Source organism: Bradyrhizobium mercantei, from assembly GCF_001982635.1.
Classification (GTDB): Bacteria; Pseudomonadota; Alphaproteobacteria; order Rhizobiales; family Xanthobacteraceae; genus Bradyrhizobium; species Bradyrhizobium mercantei.
On record NZ_MKFI01000004.1, the window covers coordinates 414,131 to 430,589 of the forward strand.

General features: G+C 65.6%; 14 protein-coding genes. 8 read left to right on the forward strand and 6 right to left on the reverse strand.

The window, feature by feature from the left end; translation table 11 throughout:
• The first annotated feature begins 2 nt into the window (after positions 1-2).
• The 6 genes from BI327_RS20105 to BI327_RS20130 are packed head-to-tail and all read left to right on the forward strand — an operon-like array spanning position 3 to position 6,210.
• A complete protein-coding gene (locus BI327_RS20105; protein ID WP_076862524.1) occupies positions 3-713 on the forward strand; it encodes a DUF1028 domain-containing protein in 711 nt (236 codons plus the stop codon).
• Complete coding sequence (locus BI327_RS20110) at positions 710-1,699, forward strand: ABC transporter ATP-binding protein (RefSeq protein ID WP_076862525.1); 990 nt, start codon at positions 710-712, stop codon at positions 1,697-1,699. Before BI327_RS20105 ends, BI327_RS20110 begins: the two co-directional genes overlap by 4 nt.
• The gene (locus tag BI327_RS20115; protein WP_076862526.1) at positions 1,696-2,802 is read left to right on the forward strand and encodes an ABC transporter ATP-binding protein; all 1,107 of its coding nucleotides are present in this window, start codon (positions 1,696-1,698) and stop codon (positions 2,800-2,802) included. Before BI327_RS20110 ends, BI327_RS20115 begins: the two co-directional genes overlap by 4 nt.
• 16 nt (positions 2,803-2,818) lie before the next feature.
• Complete coding sequence (locus BI327_RS20120) at positions 2,819-4,342, forward strand: ABC transporter substrate-binding protein (protein WP_076862527.1); 1,524 nt, start codon at positions 2,819-2,821, stop codon at positions 4,340-4,342.
• Positions 4,343-4,373: 31 nt separating this feature from the next.
• Complete coding sequence (locus tag BI327_RS20125) at positions 4,374-5,315, forward strand: ABC transporter permease (RefSeq protein WP_076862528.1); 942 nt, start codon at positions 4,374-4,376, stop codon at positions 5,313-5,315.
• A 4-nt stretch (positions 5,316-5,319) separates the two neighbouring features.
• Positions 5,320-6,210, forward strand: coding sequence for an ABC transporter permease (locus BI327_RS20130; protein ID WP_076862529.1), 891 nt, complete (start codon positions 5,320-5,322; stop codon positions 6,208-6,210).
• 277 nt (positions 6,211-6,487) lie between these two features.
• Here BI327_RS20130 and cnbZ read toward each other — a convergent pair whose 3' ends face one another.
• The 6 genes from cnbZ to BI327_RS20160 all read right to left on the reverse strand — a co-directional run bounded on the left by cnbZ (position 6,488) and on the right by BI327_RS20160 (position 13,628).
• On the reverse strand, positions 6,488-7,231 hold the full coding sequence (gene cnbZ / locus BI327_RS20135; RefSeq protein WP_076862530.1) for a 2-amino-5-chloromuconate deaminase CnbZ: 744 nt from the start codon (positions 7,229-7,231) through the stop codon (positions 6,488-6,490).
• Positions 7,232-7,363: 132 nt separating this feature from the next.
• Positions 7,364-10,465, reverse strand: a complete 3,102-nt coding sequence (locus BI327_RS20140; protein ID WP_076862531.1) for a multidrug efflux RND transporter permease subunit — start codon at positions 10,463-10,465, stop codon at positions 7,364-7,366.
• Positions 10,466-10,546: 81 nt separating this feature from the next.
• Positions 10,547-11,740 (reverse strand): efflux RND transporter periplasmic adaptor subunit, encoded by a 1,194-nt coding sequence (locus BI327_RS20145; protein WP_076862532.1) that lies wholly within the window; start codon positions 11,738-11,740, stop codon positions 10,547-10,549.
• 1 nt (position 11,741) lies between these two features.
• The gene (locus BI327_RS20150) at positions 11,742-12,443 is read right to left on the reverse strand and encodes a TetR/AcrR family transcriptional regulator (protein WP_076862533.1); all 702 of its coding nucleotides are present in this window, start codon (positions 12,441-12,443) and stop codon (positions 11,742-11,744) included.
• 64 nt (positions 12,444-12,507) lie between these two features.
• Positions 12,508-13,098, reverse strand: coding sequence for a thiamine pyrophosphate-dependent enzyme (locus BI327_RS20155; RefSeq protein ID WP_076862534.1), 591 nt, complete (start codon positions 13,096-13,098; stop codon positions 12,508-12,510).
• Positions 13,095-13,628 carry a thiamine pyrophosphate-binding protein gene (locus BI327_RS20160; protein ID WP_076862535.1) on the reverse strand — a complete coding sequence of 178 codons (534 nt, stop codon included), beginning with the start codon at positions 13,626-13,628 and terminating at the stop codon, positions 13,095-13,097. Before BI327_RS20160 ends, BI327_RS20155 begins: the two co-directional genes overlap by 4 nt.
• A 210-nt stretch (positions 13,629-13,838) precedes the next feature.
• Between BI327_RS20160 and BI327_RS20165 the strand changes: the two genes are divergently transcribed.
• Complete coding sequence (locus BI327_RS20165) at positions 13,839-15,062, forward strand: cytochrome P450 (protein WP_076862536.1); 1,224 nt, start codon at positions 13,839-13,841, stop codon at positions 15,060-15,062.
• A 125-nt stretch (positions 15,063-15,187) separates the two neighbouring features.
• Positions 15,188-16,402 (forward strand): ornithine--oxo-acid transaminase, encoded by a 1,215-nt coding sequence (rocD, locus tag BI327_RS20170; protein WP_076863091.1) that lies wholly within the window; start codon positions 15,188-15,190, stop codon positions 16,400-16,402.
• Positions 16,403-16,459 lie beyond the last annotated feature (57 nt).

Genomic DNA, 16,459 nt, shown 5'->3' on the forward strand with positions numbered 1-16,459 from the left:
GGATGACCTGGTCGATCATCGCCCGCGACAGCGCCACCGGCCAGCTCGGCATCGCCGTCGCCACGCGGTTCTTCGCGGTCGGCGCGCTCGTCCCGCACATTGCACCCGGGATCGGCGCCGTCGCGTCCCAGGCGCTGGTCAATCCCTACTACGGCATCGACGGCCTCGCGCTGCTGCGCGAGGGCAAGAGCCCGCATGAGGTGATTGCGGCGCTGATCGCACCCGACGGCGGCCGCGAGAGCCGGCAGGTGCATGTCATGGACGCCAAGGGGCGCATCGCGGCGCATTCCGGCAAGGACTGTATCGACTGGTTCGGCCATATCGCGGGCGACGGCTTCTCGATCGCCGGCAACATGCTGGCCGGGCCGGCGGTGCTCGACGAGACCGCGCGTGTCTATGCCGCGAACGAAAAGCTCCCGTTCGCAGAGCGGCTGATCCAGGCGATGTTCGCCGGCGAAGCGGCCGGCGGCGACAAGCGCGGCAAGCAATCGGCGGCGCTGCTGATCCACGGCGCGGAGCAATGGCCGTTGCTCGACCTGCGGGTCGACGACCACGCCGATCCCCTGCGCGAGCTGGAGCGGCTGGAAGCGGTCAGCCGCGAGCACTGGGTGCCGTTCCGGCAGTTCATGCCGACCCGCGACAACCCGGCCGGAACCAGCGACCGCGCCAAGATCGACGCCGGCATCGCAGCGGCGAGCACGAGCCGCGAATGACTGCCGGCCCGCTGATCGAGATCGAGGGCCTGCGCGTCAGCTTCCACGGCGATGACGGCCGCATCACGCATGCCGTCGACAGCGTCGATCTGTCCGTCGCCAACGGCGCCACGCTCGGCCTGGTCGGCGAGTCCGGCTGCGGCAAGAGCGTGACCTCGCTCGCGATCATGGGGCTGCTGCCGAAGCAATCCGCCGCAGTATCCGGCGCGATCCGCTTCGACGGCTTCGACCTGCTCGACGTGCCGGATGCGACGCTGCGCGACCTGCGGGGCAATCGTCTCGCGATGATCTTCCAGGAGCCGATGACCTCGCTCAACCCGAGCTTCACCATCGGCGACCAGATCACCGAGACCATCCTGCGCCACCGCGGCGGCTCCCGGCGCGCCGCGCGCGAGCGCACCATCGAGCTGCTGCGCCGCGTCCACATCCCCTCTCCCGAGAAACGCATCGACGAATTTCCGCACAAGCTGTCCGGCGGCATGCGCCAGCGCGTGATGATCGCGATGGCGCTGGCCTGCGATCCGCAGCTCCTGATCGCCGACGAGCCGACCACCGCGCTCGACGTCACGCTGCAGGCGCAGATCCTCGACCTGATGCGCGAGCTGAAGGCCGCGAGCGGGGCGGCGATCATCCTGATCACCCATGATCTCGGCGTCGTCGCCGAAGTCTGCGACGAGGTCGCGGTGATGTATGCCGGCGAGATCGTCGAGCGCGCCCCGGTCGACGAGCTGTTCGCCAATCCACAGCATCCCTACACGGTCGGCCTGCTCGGCTCGATCCCGCGGCTCGATCGCCGCACGAGCCATCTCGCCACCATCGAGGGCATGGTGCCGAACATGGCGAACCCGCCGGCGGGTTGCCGCTTCGCCGCCCGCTGCCCGTTCGTCGAGGCTGCCTGCACCCGATCGTCGCCGCCGCTCGCGATGCTGAGCCCGACCCACGCCTCGCGCTGCATCCGTGCGCCGCTGGAACGGCTGGTGTCATGACCGCGCTGCTCGAGGTCGAAGGGCTGGTGAAGCATTTCGTCGCCGAACGTTCGGTGTTCGGGCGGCCGACCGCGCATGTGAAGGCGGTCGACGGCGTCAGCTTCACGGTCGAGGCCGGCAAGACGCTGGCCCTGGTCGGCGAATCCGGCTGCGGCAAATCCACCGTCAGCCGGCTGGTGCTACGGCTGATCGAGCCGGACGCCGGACGTATCCGCTTCGAGGGCCGCGACCTCGGCACGCTCAATGCCGAGCAGCTGCGCGCTTTCCGCCGCGACGCGCAACTGATCTTCCAGGACCCTTATGCGTCGCTCAACCCGCGCATGACGGTGAGCCAGATCCTGACCGAGCCGCTGGCGCTGCATAATCTCGTGCCGGCAGCACGCCGCCGCGAACGGGTCGAGGAGCTGCTGCGGCTGGTTGGACTCGAGCCGCGCTTTGCGCGCCGCTACCCGCACGAATTCTCCGGCGGCCAGCGCCAGCGCATCGCGATTGCCCGTGCGCTCGCGGTCGAGCCGAAGCTGATCATCTGCGACGAGCCGGTGTCGGCGCTCGACGTCTCGATCCGCTCGCAGATCCTGAACCTGCTGCGCGATTTGCAGGATCGGCTGAAGCTCGCCTACATCTTCGTCTCGCACGATCTGGCCGTGGTGAAGCACATCGCCGACCGCGTCGCCGTGATGAATCTCGGCACCATCGTCGAGACCGCGGACGCGCAAGCACTGTTCGCCGCCCCGCGCCATCCCTACAGCCGCGCGCTGTTGTCGGCGATCCCGGTGCCGAAACCGCGCGCCAAGCGCAGCCGCATCGTGCTTGAGGGCGAGTTGCCGAGCGCGCTCAATCCGCCGTCCGGCTGCCGCTTCCATACCCGCTGCCCCTACGTGATCGCGCGCTGCCGCAGCGAAGTTCCGCAACTGCTGGCAGACGGCACAGGCCATGCGACGGCCTGCCACCGCACCGCGGAGCTGCCGCCGGCGGAGAACATCGTTCCCGCCGATGGCGGCTTCTCGCCGTCGCTTGAGAAATTGGTCGCGGCTTTCAGCGGAGCCGCGGAAGGGACCGGGCGCGCCGGGGTTGGTCATTTCGGGACGGCGCCGCAGACATGAGATGGGGAGTTGCGCGATGAGGATGTTTCGTTTGGCGGCGGTGGCCGCCGCCCTGCTGCTGTCGCTCGTGGCAGGTGCCCAAGTCCAGGCCGAAGCCCAGACCACGCTGCGGATCGGGCTTGCCGAGGACCCCGACGTGCTCGATCCGACCATGGCGCGCACCTATGTCGGCCGCATCGTGTTCGCCGCGCTCTGCGACAAGCTGTTCGACATCGACGAGAAGCTCAACATCGTGCCGCAGCTTGCGCTGTCGCACGAGACCTCCGCCGACGGCAAGGAGGTCACGATCAAGCTCAGGCCCGGCGTCAAATTCCAGGATGGCGAGCCGCTCGACGCGGAAGCGGCGAAGTTTTCGCTGGAGCGGCATCTGACTTTCCCCGGCTCGTTCCGCGGGCCGGAGCTGGCCAGCATCGACCACATCGAAATCGTCGATCCCCTGACCATCAAGCTGGTGCTCAAGGCGCCGTTCTCGCCCCTGATCGCGCAGCTCACCGACCGTGCCGGCATGATGGTGTCGCCCAAGGCCGCCAAAGCTGCCGGCGACAAGTTCGGCCTGCATCCCGTCTGCGCCGGTCCGTACAAATTCGTCGAGCGCGTGCAGCAGGATCGCATCGTGCTGGAGAAATTTGCCGACTACTGGAACAAGGACAACGTCTTCATCGACCGTATCGTCTATCTGCCGATCGTGGATGCCACGGTGCGGCTCGCTAATCTGAAATCGGGCGGGCTCGACCTGATCGAGCGCGTGCTGGCGACCGACCTGAAGGACGTGCGCGCCGACTCGCGGCTGAAGGTGTCGAGCGCGATCGAGCTCGGCTATCAGGGCATCACGCTCAACATCGGCAAGGACAAGGCCAAGGGTCCGCTGAGCCAATCCGCCAAGGTGCGGCAGGCGCTTGATCTCTCGATCGACCGCGAGGCGATCAACCAGGTCGTGTTCAACGGTGAGTTCAAGCCTGGAAACCAGTGGGTCAGCCCGGATCATCCCTACTATCAGAAGGATTTTCCGATCCGCCCGCGCGATGTCGCAAAGGCCAAGGCGCTGTTGAAGGAGGCCGGCGTGACGCCGCCGGTCAGCGTCGATTTCATGGTGCCGAAGGGGCCCGAGACCGAGGGCACCGCACAGGTCATCCAGTCGATGGCGGCGGAAGCCGGCTTCGACATGAAGATCCGCGTCACCGAGTTCGCGACGTCGCTGAAGCAGGCCGAGGCCGGCGAATACCAGGCCTATATGCTGGCGTGGAGCGGCCGCATCGATCCGGACGGCAACTCCTATGTCTTCCTGCACAAGGACGCGCCGCAAAACTACAGCGCCTGGGCCAATCCGGAGGCCGACAAGGCGCTCGACGATGCCCGCCTCACCACCGACATGGCGCAGCGCAAGGCAATCTACGCCAAGCTCACCAAGCTCGAACTTGAGGACGAGGCCATTCTCTATATCTATCATCGCCGTATCATCATCGCGCACACCACCAAGCTCGACGGCTACAAGCAGATGCCCGACGGCCTCGTGCGCGTGGTCGGATTGAAGCTGAAGTGATCGCGCCGGTGTCCGGGACACGAGCATCGTCATGCTGAACTTCCTCGCCAAGCGGCTGGTTCAGATCGTGCCGACGCTGTTCTTTGTCTCGGTGCTGATCTTCTCGCTGCAGCATCTGCTGCCGGGCGATCCGGCGCTGGTGATGGCCGGCGAGGAGCGCGATCCGGCGGTGATCGCGCAGATCCGCGCGCAGTACCACCTCGATCAGCCGATCCCGGTGCAGTACGTCTACTGGATCAAGGGCGTGCTGTCGGGCGATTTCGGCGAGTCCCTGCGCAACAAGATGCCGGTGCTGGAGCTGATCGCGCAGAAGCTGCCGGTGACGCTGCAGCTTGCCGCCATGGCGATCGCGATCGCCTTCCTGATCGGGATTCCTGCGGGCATCGTCTCGGCGGTGAAGAAAGGCACCGCCTGGGATTACGGCGCCAATCTGTTTGCGCTGTGGGGCATCTCGACGCCGAACTTCTGGCTCGGCATCATGCTGATCTTCCTGTTCTCGATCGAACTCGGCTGGCTGCCGGCCTCCGGCTATGTGCCGCTGACCGAGAACTGGCGCGCCAGCCTCGCCGCCACCATCATGCCGGCCTTCGTGCTCGGCAATGCAATCGCCGCGATCCTGATGCGGCACACAAGAAGCGCCATGCTCCAGGTGCTGGAGAGCGACTATGTCCGCGCCGCGCGCGCCAAGGGCCTGTCCGAGCGCACGGTCATCCTCAAGCACGCGATGCGCAACGCGCTGACCCCGATCATCACGCTCGGCGCGCTCGAACTCGGCACGCTGCTGTCGGGCGCGGTTCTCACCGAACAGATCTTCTCGATCCCGGGCTTCGGCAAGCTGATCGTCGATGCCGTGTTCAACCGCGACTATGCCGTTGTGCAGGGCGTGGTGCTGACGACGGCGACGATCTACATCACGCTCAATTTGATCGCCGACATCGCCTATATCCTCGTCAACCCGCGGCTGAGGGGCTGACCGGATGACGGACACAGCATTCCCGACATCAGCTTCACTCGCCGCCGCCGAGACGCTGGAAAGCCCGGCACGGCGCGCCTGGCGGCGGCTGATCCGGCGCAAGGGCGCCGTGCTCGGCCTTGCCGTGATCGCGCTCTTCATCCTGCTCGCGGTGTTCGCGCCGCTGATCGTTCCCTATGATCCGATCGCCACGAGCTGGTCGCTGGTGCGCAAGGCGCCGTCGGCACAGCACTGGTTCGGCACCGACGAGCTCGGCCGCGACGTGCTCGCCCGCGTCGTGTACGGCGCCCGCGCCTCGCTGCTCGCCGGCGTCATCTCGGTCGGCATCGCGCTTGCGATCGGCGTGCCGCTCGGCCTCGTCGCCGGCTATCGCGGCGGCTTCATCGACGCCCTGATCAGCCGCATCACCGATGCGATGCTGGCCTGCCCGTTCCTGATCCTGGCGATCGCGCTCGCCGCCTTCCTCGGCCCGAGCCTCGGCAATGCGATGATCGCGATCGGTGTCTCGGCGACCCCGATCTTCATCCGCCTGACCCGCGGCCAGGTGATGAGCGTCAAGGTCGAGGATTATGTCGAGGCGGCCCGCGCCATGGGCAATCCGCGCTGGCGCATCGCACTGGTCCACATCCTGCCCAACATCCTGCCGGCGCTGCTGGTGCAGGCCACACTGTCGATCGCGGCCGCGATCATCGCCGAGGCCGCGCTGTCCTTCCTCGGCCTCGGCCAGCAGCCGCCGGCACCGTCCTGGGGCAGCATGCTCAACGCCGCGCAACGCTTCCTGACCAGCGCGCCATGGATGGCGATCTGGCCGGGGCTCGCGATCTTTCTGGTCGTGCTCAGCTTCAACCTGGTCGGTGATGGCCTGCGCGACGCGCTGGACCCGAAGGCGCGGTGAGGCGTCGCCATCGCTGCCGCGGCGAGCGCAGTGTCTGACCCGTCATCCTGAGGTGGCCGCTTCTTCAGCGGCCCTCGAAGGATCGACGGCCGCCAGCCGGGCCGTGCATCCTTCGAGGCTCGCTTTGCTCGCACCTCAGGATGACGGGGAAAGTCGGCGACGTCCCAGCCGCGTCATTGCGAGCGAAGCGAAGCAATCCATCGGGCCACGTATGCGGAGCGATGGATTGCTTCGTCGCTTCGCTTCTCGCAATGACGGCGGCTAGTTTCTCCGAGAGCTAAATCACCACTTCCCGCAACACCCTGCGGCAATCCATCTCGTATTCGAGATCGACCACCGGCGGGCGGCAGAAGTGCCAAGTCAGGCCGGAGCGCGTGGCGCCGCGGCGGACCAGCTCATCGACGACCACGGGATGGATGTCGTGCACGGTGTAGGCCTGCACTGCCGTCGTCTCCTGCCAGCCGAAGCTGAACTCGGCCAGGCGCCGCTCCATCTCGCCGGCGGTGAAGCGGACCTTCTCCCGCCACGCGCCAGGGCTGAGATCGCGATAGCAGACGATGCGATCGGGGTAGCTGGCGGTACCGCTGCGGGCCTCGGCGCCGCCTGCGATCACGAAGGACGGCGAGGTGCTCGTGCTCGGCCGCGTGAACGAGAACGCATAAAACGACGGCTCGGCCGGCGGATCGATCTCGGGACAGACGTTGCTGCGCGCCACCGGATTGATGGTGCCGTCGAACAGGCCCCATTCCGCGAGCGTCTTGACGTAGTGCTGGTTGAAGGCGCGAAAGCCGTCCTCGGTGAAGGCGGCCGGCGAACGCAATTCGCAGGCGCAGAACGAGGTCAGCGGCCGCCCCGCCTCCTTGATGTAGGCCGCGATCCGCGCAAAGCCCGCCGCGAGCGGCACCAGGCGATCGAAGCGGACCCGCTCGATCTCATAGCCCGCGTTCGCCTGCGCGCCGCTTGAATATTGGAATACGGCCGGAATGAACCGGTAATTGCCCGCCGCAAACTCGCTCGCCATGGCTGTTTCCTCCGGATTTCTTGCGGCGAGTGCTTCCTGCCCGCCTATCGGCGAAGGCTATCACGAGACAAAGAAAAGGCGGCAATGGCTTTCGCCAGTGCCGCCTTCCCTGCGAGCATGAGCCTGGAGGGTTCAGGTTGGTTTCAATGCGCCGCCGCGGCCTTCGAGCTCGTAGTCGGCGATCTGCTTGGCACGGTCGGAACGGGCCGCGGCCTGGTGGTCGGTCGCGATCACCGTGTAGACCATCGGCAGCACGAACAGGGTGAACAGCGTGCCGATCGTCATGCCGGTGACGACGACAAGCCCGATCGAGAAGCGGCTGGCGGCGCCGGCGCCCGAGGCGGTGAGCAGCGGCAGCAGGCCGGTGACCATGGCCGCCGTCGTCATCAGGATCGGACGCAGACGAATCCGGGCCGACATCTCGATCGCCGAACGGCGGTCCAGGCCCTCGTTGAGCTGCAGCTCGTTGGCGAACTCCACCATCAGGATGCCGTGCTTGGTGATCAGTCCGACCAGCGTCAGCAGGCCCACCTGGGTGTAGATGTTCATGGTGGCGACGCCGAAGAACAGCGGGATCAAGGCGCCGACGATCGCCATCGGCACCGAGATCATGATCACGAACGGATCGCGCAGGCTCTCGAACTGCGCCGCCAGCACCAGGAAGATGATGATGATGGCGAACGCGAAGGTGACTAGGAGCTGGTTGCCCTCATGGACGTATTGCCGGGAGTCGGCCAGGAAGTCGTAGCTGAAGCCGGACGGCAGCTTCTTGGCTTCACCCTGCAGGAACTCCACCGCCTGGCCCATCGAGACGCCGGGCATCGGCACGGCCTGGAAGGTCGACGAGTTGAGCTGGTTGTAGTGGGTCAGCGCGTTCGGATCGACGCCGGTCTCGACCGAGACCACCGTCGACAGCCGCACCAGCTGCCCGGTCGCGGTCGGGACGTAGTAGTTGTCGAACGACTCCGGCGCGAGCCGGTTGGCGCGCGGCACCTGCGGAATCACCTGGTAGGAGCGGCCTTCCAGATTGAAGCGGTTGACGTAGTTGCCGCCGAGCAGCGTCGCCAGCGCGCCGCCGATCGACTGCATGGTGATGCCGAGGTCGCTCGCCTTGGAGCGATCGACCTTCACCCGGACCACCGGCTGGTTGAAGTCGAGGTCGCTATCGGTGACGATGAACAGGCCGCTCTTGCGCGCCGCGTCCTTCAGCTTGTTCATCTGATCGAACACCTGCTGGAAGCCGGCCGTCGACGAGATCACCATCTGCACCGGCAGACCGCCGGGGCCGCCGGGCAGCGGCGGCAGGCTGAACGCGAACGCGCTGACGCCTTCGATCTTCGACAGCTCGGCCTGCACCAGCGGTTGCAGCGTCTGAGCCGAGCGCTTGCGCTCATCCCACGGCTTGAGCAGCATGCCGGCGAAGCCGCCCTGCGGACCGGTGATGCCGTTCAGGATGAACCGCAGATCGGTCTCGGGAAACTTCTGGAACTCCTTGTCCATCTTGTCGCCGTAGAAATCGATGTAGTCGATATTGGCGTATTTCGGAGCCTTGGTGATCGCAAACACGATGCCCTGGTCTTCCTGCGGCGCCAGCTCCTTCTGGATGTGCATATAGAGGAAGCCGACCAGGCCGAGGATGGTCAGGGCGAACAGCGCCGTGATCGGGCGGTAGTCGAGCGAGCGATCGAGCATGCGGCCATAGCCGCGCGTCATCGCGCCGAACACGCGATTGACCAGCCTGGAGAAACGGCCCTCTTCCGTGCTCTTGAGGAATACCGAGCACATCATCGGCGACAGCGTCAGCGCGATCACGCCCGACACGATCACCGAGCCGGCCAGCGTGAAGGCGAATTCGCGGAACAGCGTGCCGGTGACACCGCCAAGGAAGCCGATCGGCGCGTACACCGCAGCCAGCGTGATCGTCATGGAGACGACGGGGCCGACGATCTCGCGTGCACCTTTCAGCGATGCCTGCACGGGTGGCAGGCCCTCCTCGAGATGTCGATGGATGTTCTCCACCACCACGATGGCGTCGTCGACCACGAGGCCGATCGCGAGCACCATCGCCAGCAGCGTCAGCAGGTTGAAGCTGAAGCCGGCGGCCAGCATCAGGATGCAGACGCCAACCAGCGACAGCGGAATGGTGACCACGGGAATGATCACGGAACGGAACGACGCCAGGAACAGGAAGATGACGACGACGACGATCAGGACCGCTTCGCTCAGCGTCTTCTCGACCTCGTCGATCGACGATTGAATGAACTTGGTGGAGTCGTAGGCCACCTTCATCTTCATCGACGGCGGCAGGTTGCGCTCGAGATCGGGGAACAGCGCGCGCACGCCCTTCACCAGGCTCAGCGGGTTGCCCTGCGGCGTCGCCTTGATGCCGATGAAGATCGCATGCTCGCCGTTGAAGGCGACGCTGGCGTCGGTCGACTGCGCCGCGAGCTCCACCGTCGCGATGTCCTCGATCCGCACGAAGCCGCCGTCCTTCGACTTCACGATCATTCGCTTGAACTGATCGATGTTCTGAAGGTCGGTATTGGCCGAGACGTTGGAGACGATGAAGAAGCCCTTGGTCTGGCCGGCGGCCGCCTGGAAGTTGTTGGCGGCAATCGCAGCCGCAACGTCGTTGGGCGACACGCCGCGTCCGGCCATGCGCGTCGGATCGAGCCAGACGCGCATCGCAAAGGTCTGGCCGCCGAGGATGTCGGCCGATGCGACGCCGTCGACCGTCGAGAGCACCGGCTGCACGACGCGGGTCAGATAGTCGGAGATTGCCGATCCGGTCAGTTCTTCACTGGAGAAGCCGAGATACATCACGGCGATGGTGTCGCCGGTCGCCTTGGTCACGACCGGATCGAAGGCCTCCTTCGGGATCAGGTATTTGACCGAGTTGACCTTGGCGAGCACCTCGGTCAGCGCCTGGTTCGGATCGTGATTGAGCTTGACGTAGACCTGGATCGTCGAGGTGCCGAGCACCGAGTTCGACGTCATGTAGTCGACGCCTTCGGCCGACGCGACGGCCTGCTCGATCGGCGTGGTGATGAAGCCGTTGATCAGCTCCGGCGACGCGCCGGGATACGACGTCGTGATCGTCACCACGGTGTTCGAGAGATTCGGATATTGCCGGATCGGCAGCACCATCGCCGCGCGCAAGCCGATCAAGAGGATCAGCAGGCTGACGACGACCGACAGCACCGGGCGCTTGATGAAAATATCAGTGAAGGCCATCGCCAACTCGATTCGTGTTGTCTGCCGGTTGCGGCAACATGTGGCGGAGGGCCGACCGGCCCTCCGGGTTTATGATCGGAATTAGTAGCGCGGCGGCTCGGCCGGAACCGGCGGCGGCGGATCGTTCGAGATCGCGACCGCCATGCCCGATTGCAGCTTGATCTGGCCGACGGCCACGACCTTGTCCCCGGCCTTCAGGCCCTTGAGGATCTCGACGCGGCCTTCGACGCGGTTGCCCGTCTTCACGAAGGTGCGGTCCGCGGTCAGGGTGGTCTTGCCGTCCTCGCCCTTCTTCTCGGTGATCAGGAACACGGAGTCGCCGTACAGCGTGTAGTCGACCGCGGTCTCGGGAATGGTCACGACCGGCGGCTTCGCGGGCAGCACGATCGTGGTGGTCGCGAACATGCCGGGCTTCAGGATGCTGTCCGGATTCTGGATCGTGGCCTGGACCCGGATGTTGCGGGTGTCGGTCGCGATCTGCGGCTCGATGGTCGTGATCTTGCCCTCGAAGGTGCGGCCCGGATAGGCATCGACTGCGATCCGGACGGCCTGGCCGACCTTGATCTGCGAGCTCTGCTTCTCGGTCACGGTCAGGTTGGCGTACAGCACCGACAGATCGGTCAGCGACACGATCTGCGTGCCGGCCGTCAGATACTGGCCGACTTCAACCTGACGAACGCCGAGATCGCCTTCGAACGGTGCTCGCACCAGCTTCTGCGAGATCAGCGCCTCGGTCTTGGCGATGCCGGCCTTGGCCTGGTCGTAGGTCGCCTGCGCCGTGTCGACGGTCGACTGCGGGCCGAACTGGCGCGACGCGAGCTGCTTCGCGCGGTCGAGCTGCTGCTCGCCCACGGTCGCCTGCGCCTTGAAGCTCGCGAGGTCGCCCTGCTCCGGCGCGTCGAACAGCTGCACCAGCGGCGTACCTGCCTTCACGTGGCTGCCGGCGGTGAACTGGATCTCGGTGATGCGGCCCGGCACGTCGGTCGTGACGTTGACCTGGTGCACCGCGACGAGATCGCCGACGGCGGTCAGAAGATTCGGAATCACCTCGGTCTTCGCCTCGACGGCCGACACGTTCGACGGCGGCGGCTTATTGTTGGCGAAGAACTGCGCGATCATGTGGCTGCGGAAGGCGTTGAAGCCGACCAGCGCGCCGACCAGCAGGGCCAGCAACAGCCCTACGATGATGAACCAGCGCACCATGCGAACAGGACGCTTGGCTTGCTTCTCCTTGATCGGTTGCCCCGAGATGTGGCTTTCGGTCTGAATATTCATGTCATGCACTTTCTGCAGTTACCGACGATCCTGCGCTCGGCGACGGCTGGCGGCCCAAATGAGTTGAAATTGCGGCTTCGGTAAGTCCGATGCCGCGAAGAATGAACTGGCAAAGCTGCTGCTCGGCCGCGGCGGCATCGCCATAGGGGAGACACGGTGTCGCAGGCAGCTGCGTCAGCGCAGCCATAAGCACGGTGTGATGCGCAAACCAGAACAGGTTGAGCGGCTCGTCGCCGATCCGCGTCGCCTCGCCGGCGGCGATCGCCCGCTCGAGCGAGGCGGCGAAGGTCGGGCCGATCAGCTTGCCGACCTTGTCGTAGAGCAGGCGCGCAAACTCGCCGTCGTCGAGATGGCTCGTCACCATCAGCCGCATCCGCTGCGCCTCTTCCTGATCCGGCGCATCGCGCAGCTGCATGAAGTGGCCGACCATGCCCTGCACCAGTTCGACCAGCGTCGCGGTCGAGGGTTCCTGCCCGAGCAGATGCGCGAGATCGGGATCCGCCTCGCACTCCTCGGCAAGGATCTCGGCGTACAGCGCAGCCTTCGACGGGAAGTGCTTGAACAGCAGCCCTTCCGAAATGGCAGCCGCGGCCGCCACGCTCTTCGTCGTGGTGCCGGCAAAGCCGTTCCGGGCGAAACATCGCTTTGCGGCACTCAGGATCAACTGACGCCGCAAGTCACTCGTCATGCGTAAGGTAGACATTTGGGTCGTGAGTAATCACTCACTTTACCAAAAGTCAAGGTTCTATTGCACCGCGAAAGCCACTTTAAATTGGAGTGTGGCCGATCGACCCTCGAATACGATTCACAATGTAAGTGCCGTCACGACTGGACAGCACACGCTCCAGATTGGCCCCGTCGATCTTCGCGCTGGCGAACCGCGGTCCTGCCGTAACATCCTGTAAAGACGAAGCAAAAGCCTCGACCTCAGCCATCGTGCTGATCGCCCGGCTATCTCCGATACCACAGGCCTTGGCAACACCGACGAGGTCGGCGGTTCCACCGGTATGGCTGGTCTGGCCGCCGGTCTCGCCATAGGCCTCATTGTCCAGCACGATGATCGAGAGGTTTTTGGGCTGCTGCAGGCCGACGGTCGCAAGGCTCCCCATCCCCATCAGCATCTCGCCGTCGCCGGTGATCACGACGACCGGCAGGGTCGGCTGGGCCAGCGCGAGGCCGAGCCCGATCATCACGGCGCCGCCCATGCCGCCCCAGAGATAGAAATTGCGGTCATGGTCGCCGGCGGCGGCGATGTCATAGGTCGAGGCGCCGAGGCCGCCGATCGCAAAGGCGCCCTTGCGGTCCCTCAGCAACTCGAACACGACGGCGCGGCGGTCGAGGAGATTGGCTTTGCTCATTTGGTGAAGACCTTTGCCCCGATCAGGCGCTGCGACAGCAGGACGGCGGTGGGCGTGCAGGCGTTGTAGGCCTGCGCTGCGCCGGCTTCGACGACTTCGCGCACCTCGCCGGGATGCGAGGCGCGCAACACCTTGATCCCCGACAATTCGAGAATGCCTTGCGTGTTCGAGCCCATCGGCACCTGCCATGGATTGAACTCGCCCCATTCGCCGCGCATCGTCACCAGGGTGAGGAACGGCAGGCGGAAGATCTGCACCAGCGACAGCATGTTGATGCAGTTGCCGACCCCGCTCGACTGCATCAGCAGCACGCCGCGCTGGCCGCCGGCCCAGGCGCCTGCGAGCAGCGCCACGCCCTCCTCCTCGGTCGTCAGCGCAATTCCGCGCATCGCGGACGAACCCAGCACCCGCTCGATCAGTTCCGAATGCCCGGCGTCCGGCACGTAGGGCACCTGGCGCACCTCGAAGCGCTGCAATATCGAGAAGATCTCCTCGGGCCAGGAGGCCGCGGTGTCGGCACGGGCATGCATTGGCGTTTCCGGCTCTCTATTGATTGTTTGGCCGCGACTGTAGAGGGGCGCGCGCGCTTCATCAAAGCGCAAAACCGCATATGGCTCTGCGATTTACTCGCATCACGCGACGCGCTCCGGGCCCGTTGCCGATGCCTGCAAATTGTGTTGCGCGGCCGCCGCCCGGGGCTTACGATAGTTGCAAATGAAACTAATTGGGTTGGATGCGCCATGAACGGACACGCGCCAGAGCTGGCTGACGGCTTCGACCTCGAGAAGCTGACGCCGGAGTTCTACGCCGACCCCTACCCGACCTATCGCGCGCTGCGCGAGACCGCGCCGGTCAAGCTAATGCCGAATGGCTGCTACTTCCTCACCCGCTACGACGACCTCATCGCCGCCTACAAGAACACCAAGGCGTTCTCCTCCGACAAGAAGAAGGAGTTCCTGCCGAAATACGGCAACTCGCTGCTCTACGAGCACCACACCACGAGCCTCGTCTTCAACGATCCGCCGGCGCACACCCGCGTGCGGCGGCTGATCATGGGCGCCTTGTCGCCGCGGGCGATCGCCGGCATGGAGCCGGACTTGATCGCGCTGGTCGACAGCCTGCTCGATCGGATCGCGACCAAGGAGCGCTTCGAGCTGATCGGCGATTTCGCCTCGGCTATTCCGGTCGAGGTGATCGGCAATCTGCTCGACGTGCCGCACGACGAGCGCGAGCCGCTGCGCGACTGGTCGCTGGCGATTCTCGGTGCGCTGGAGCCCGTGATCGGCAAGGAGGCGTTCGACCGCGGCAACAATGCGGTGAAGGATTTCCTCGCCTATCTCGAAACCCTGGTCGAACGACGCCGCGGCAGACCGGGCAATCCCGAACGCGATGTGCTGACCCGGCTGATCCAGGGCGAGGACAGTGGCGAGCGGCTGACCGCAAAGGAATTGCTGCACAATTGCATCTTCCTGCTCAACGCCGGCCACGAGACCACGACCAATCTGATCGGCAACGGCCTCGTGACGCTCACCCAAAATCCGGATCAGAAGCAGCGGCTGATCGCGCAGCCCGAGCTGATCAAGACCGCGGTCGAGGAGATGCTGCGCTACGAAAGCTCGAACCAGCTCGGCAACCGCATGATCGTGGAAGAGACCGAGCTCGGCGGCATCAAGCTGCCACCCGGCACGCTGGTCACGCTGTGCATCGGCGCCGCCAACCGCGACCCCGCACAATTCCCCAACCCCGAAAGCTTCGACGTCGCGCGCACGCCGAACCGCCATCTCGCCTTCGGCACCGGCGCGCATCAATGCGCCGGCATGGCGCTGGCGCGCCTCGAAGGCGCGATCGCGATCTCGCGCTTCCTGGCTCGCTTTCCGAACTATGTGCTCGATGGCGAGCCGGTGCGCGGCGGCCGGGTGCGCTTCCGCGGCTTCCTCAGCGTGCCCTGCAGCATCAGCGCATAGGACAGGCATTATCCCCTGCGAATTTGGCCGGCTGCTCGACTTCCCTGTGGAGGAACTGATGCCCACATCAACGGTAGGCGCGGATTGATGTAATCTCTCCTACGCTGCAGCGGGAGTGACGCATGATGAATGCACTGGTCACTGATTTCCTCGCAACCGAAGCCCAGTTCGGCACCTACAATTACGAGCCGATCGGGGTCGTGCTGTCCCGCGGCGAAGGCGTCTGGGTCTGGGACACCGACGGCAACCGCTATCTCGACTGCCTCTCCGCCTATTCGGCCGTGAGCCAGGGCCACTGTCATCCGAAGATCCTGGCGGCAATGATCGAGCAGGCGCATCGGCTGACGCTGACCTCGCGTGCCTTCCACAACGACCAGCTCGCTCCCTTCTACCGCGAGCTTGCGGAGCTGACCGGCTCGCACAAGGTGCTGCCGATGAACAGCGGCGCCGAGGCGGTGGAGAGCGCGATCAAGTCGGTGCGCAAATGGGCCTACGAGGTCAAGGGCGTGCCCGATGGGCAGGCCGAGATCATCGTCTGCGCCAATAATTTTCACGGACGCACGCTCGGCATCGTCGGCTTCTCGACCGACGCCGGGTCGCGCGACCATTTCGGCCCATTCGCGCCGGGCTTCAAGATCATCCCGTTCGGCGATGCCGCAGCGCTCGAGCAGGCGATCACGCCGAACACCGCCGCTTTCCTGGTCGAGCCGGTCCAGGGCGAGGCCGGCGTCATCATTCCTCCGGTGGGCTATTTCGCCCGTGTGCGCGAGCTGTGCACCGCGCACAATGTGATGCTGGTGCTCGACGAGATCCAGACCGGGCTCGGCCGCACCGGCAAGCTGCTCGCCGAGCAGCACGAGGGCATCGAGGCCGACGTCACGCTGCTCGGCAAGGCGCTGTCGGGCGGCTTCTATCCGGTGTCGGCGGTGCTCTCCAACAACGCCGTGCTCGGCACGTTGCGGCCGGGCCAGCACGGCTCGACCTTCGGCGGCAATCCGCTGGCCTGTGCGGTGGCACGCGCAGCGCTGCGCGTGCTGGTCGAGGAAGGGATGATCGAGAACGCCGCGCAACAGGGTGCACGCTTTCTCGCCGGATTGCAGGACATCCGCGCCAACGTGATCCGCGAGGTGCGCGGGCGCGGGCTGATGCTGGCGATCGAATTACATCCGGAAGCCGGCGGTGCCCGCCGCTACTGCCTGGCGCTGCAGGCGCGCGGCATCCTCGCCAAGGACACCCACGAGCACACCATCCGCATCGCGCCGCCCCTGGTGATCACGGCCGATCAGGTCGACTGGGCGTCGGAGCGGATCGCGGCCGCCCTGACGCAGGATATCTCCTGACGGTTCCCTGCGTCGGAAGACCGCAGAACTGGTTGCGATCTTCAAGAACGATTTCAA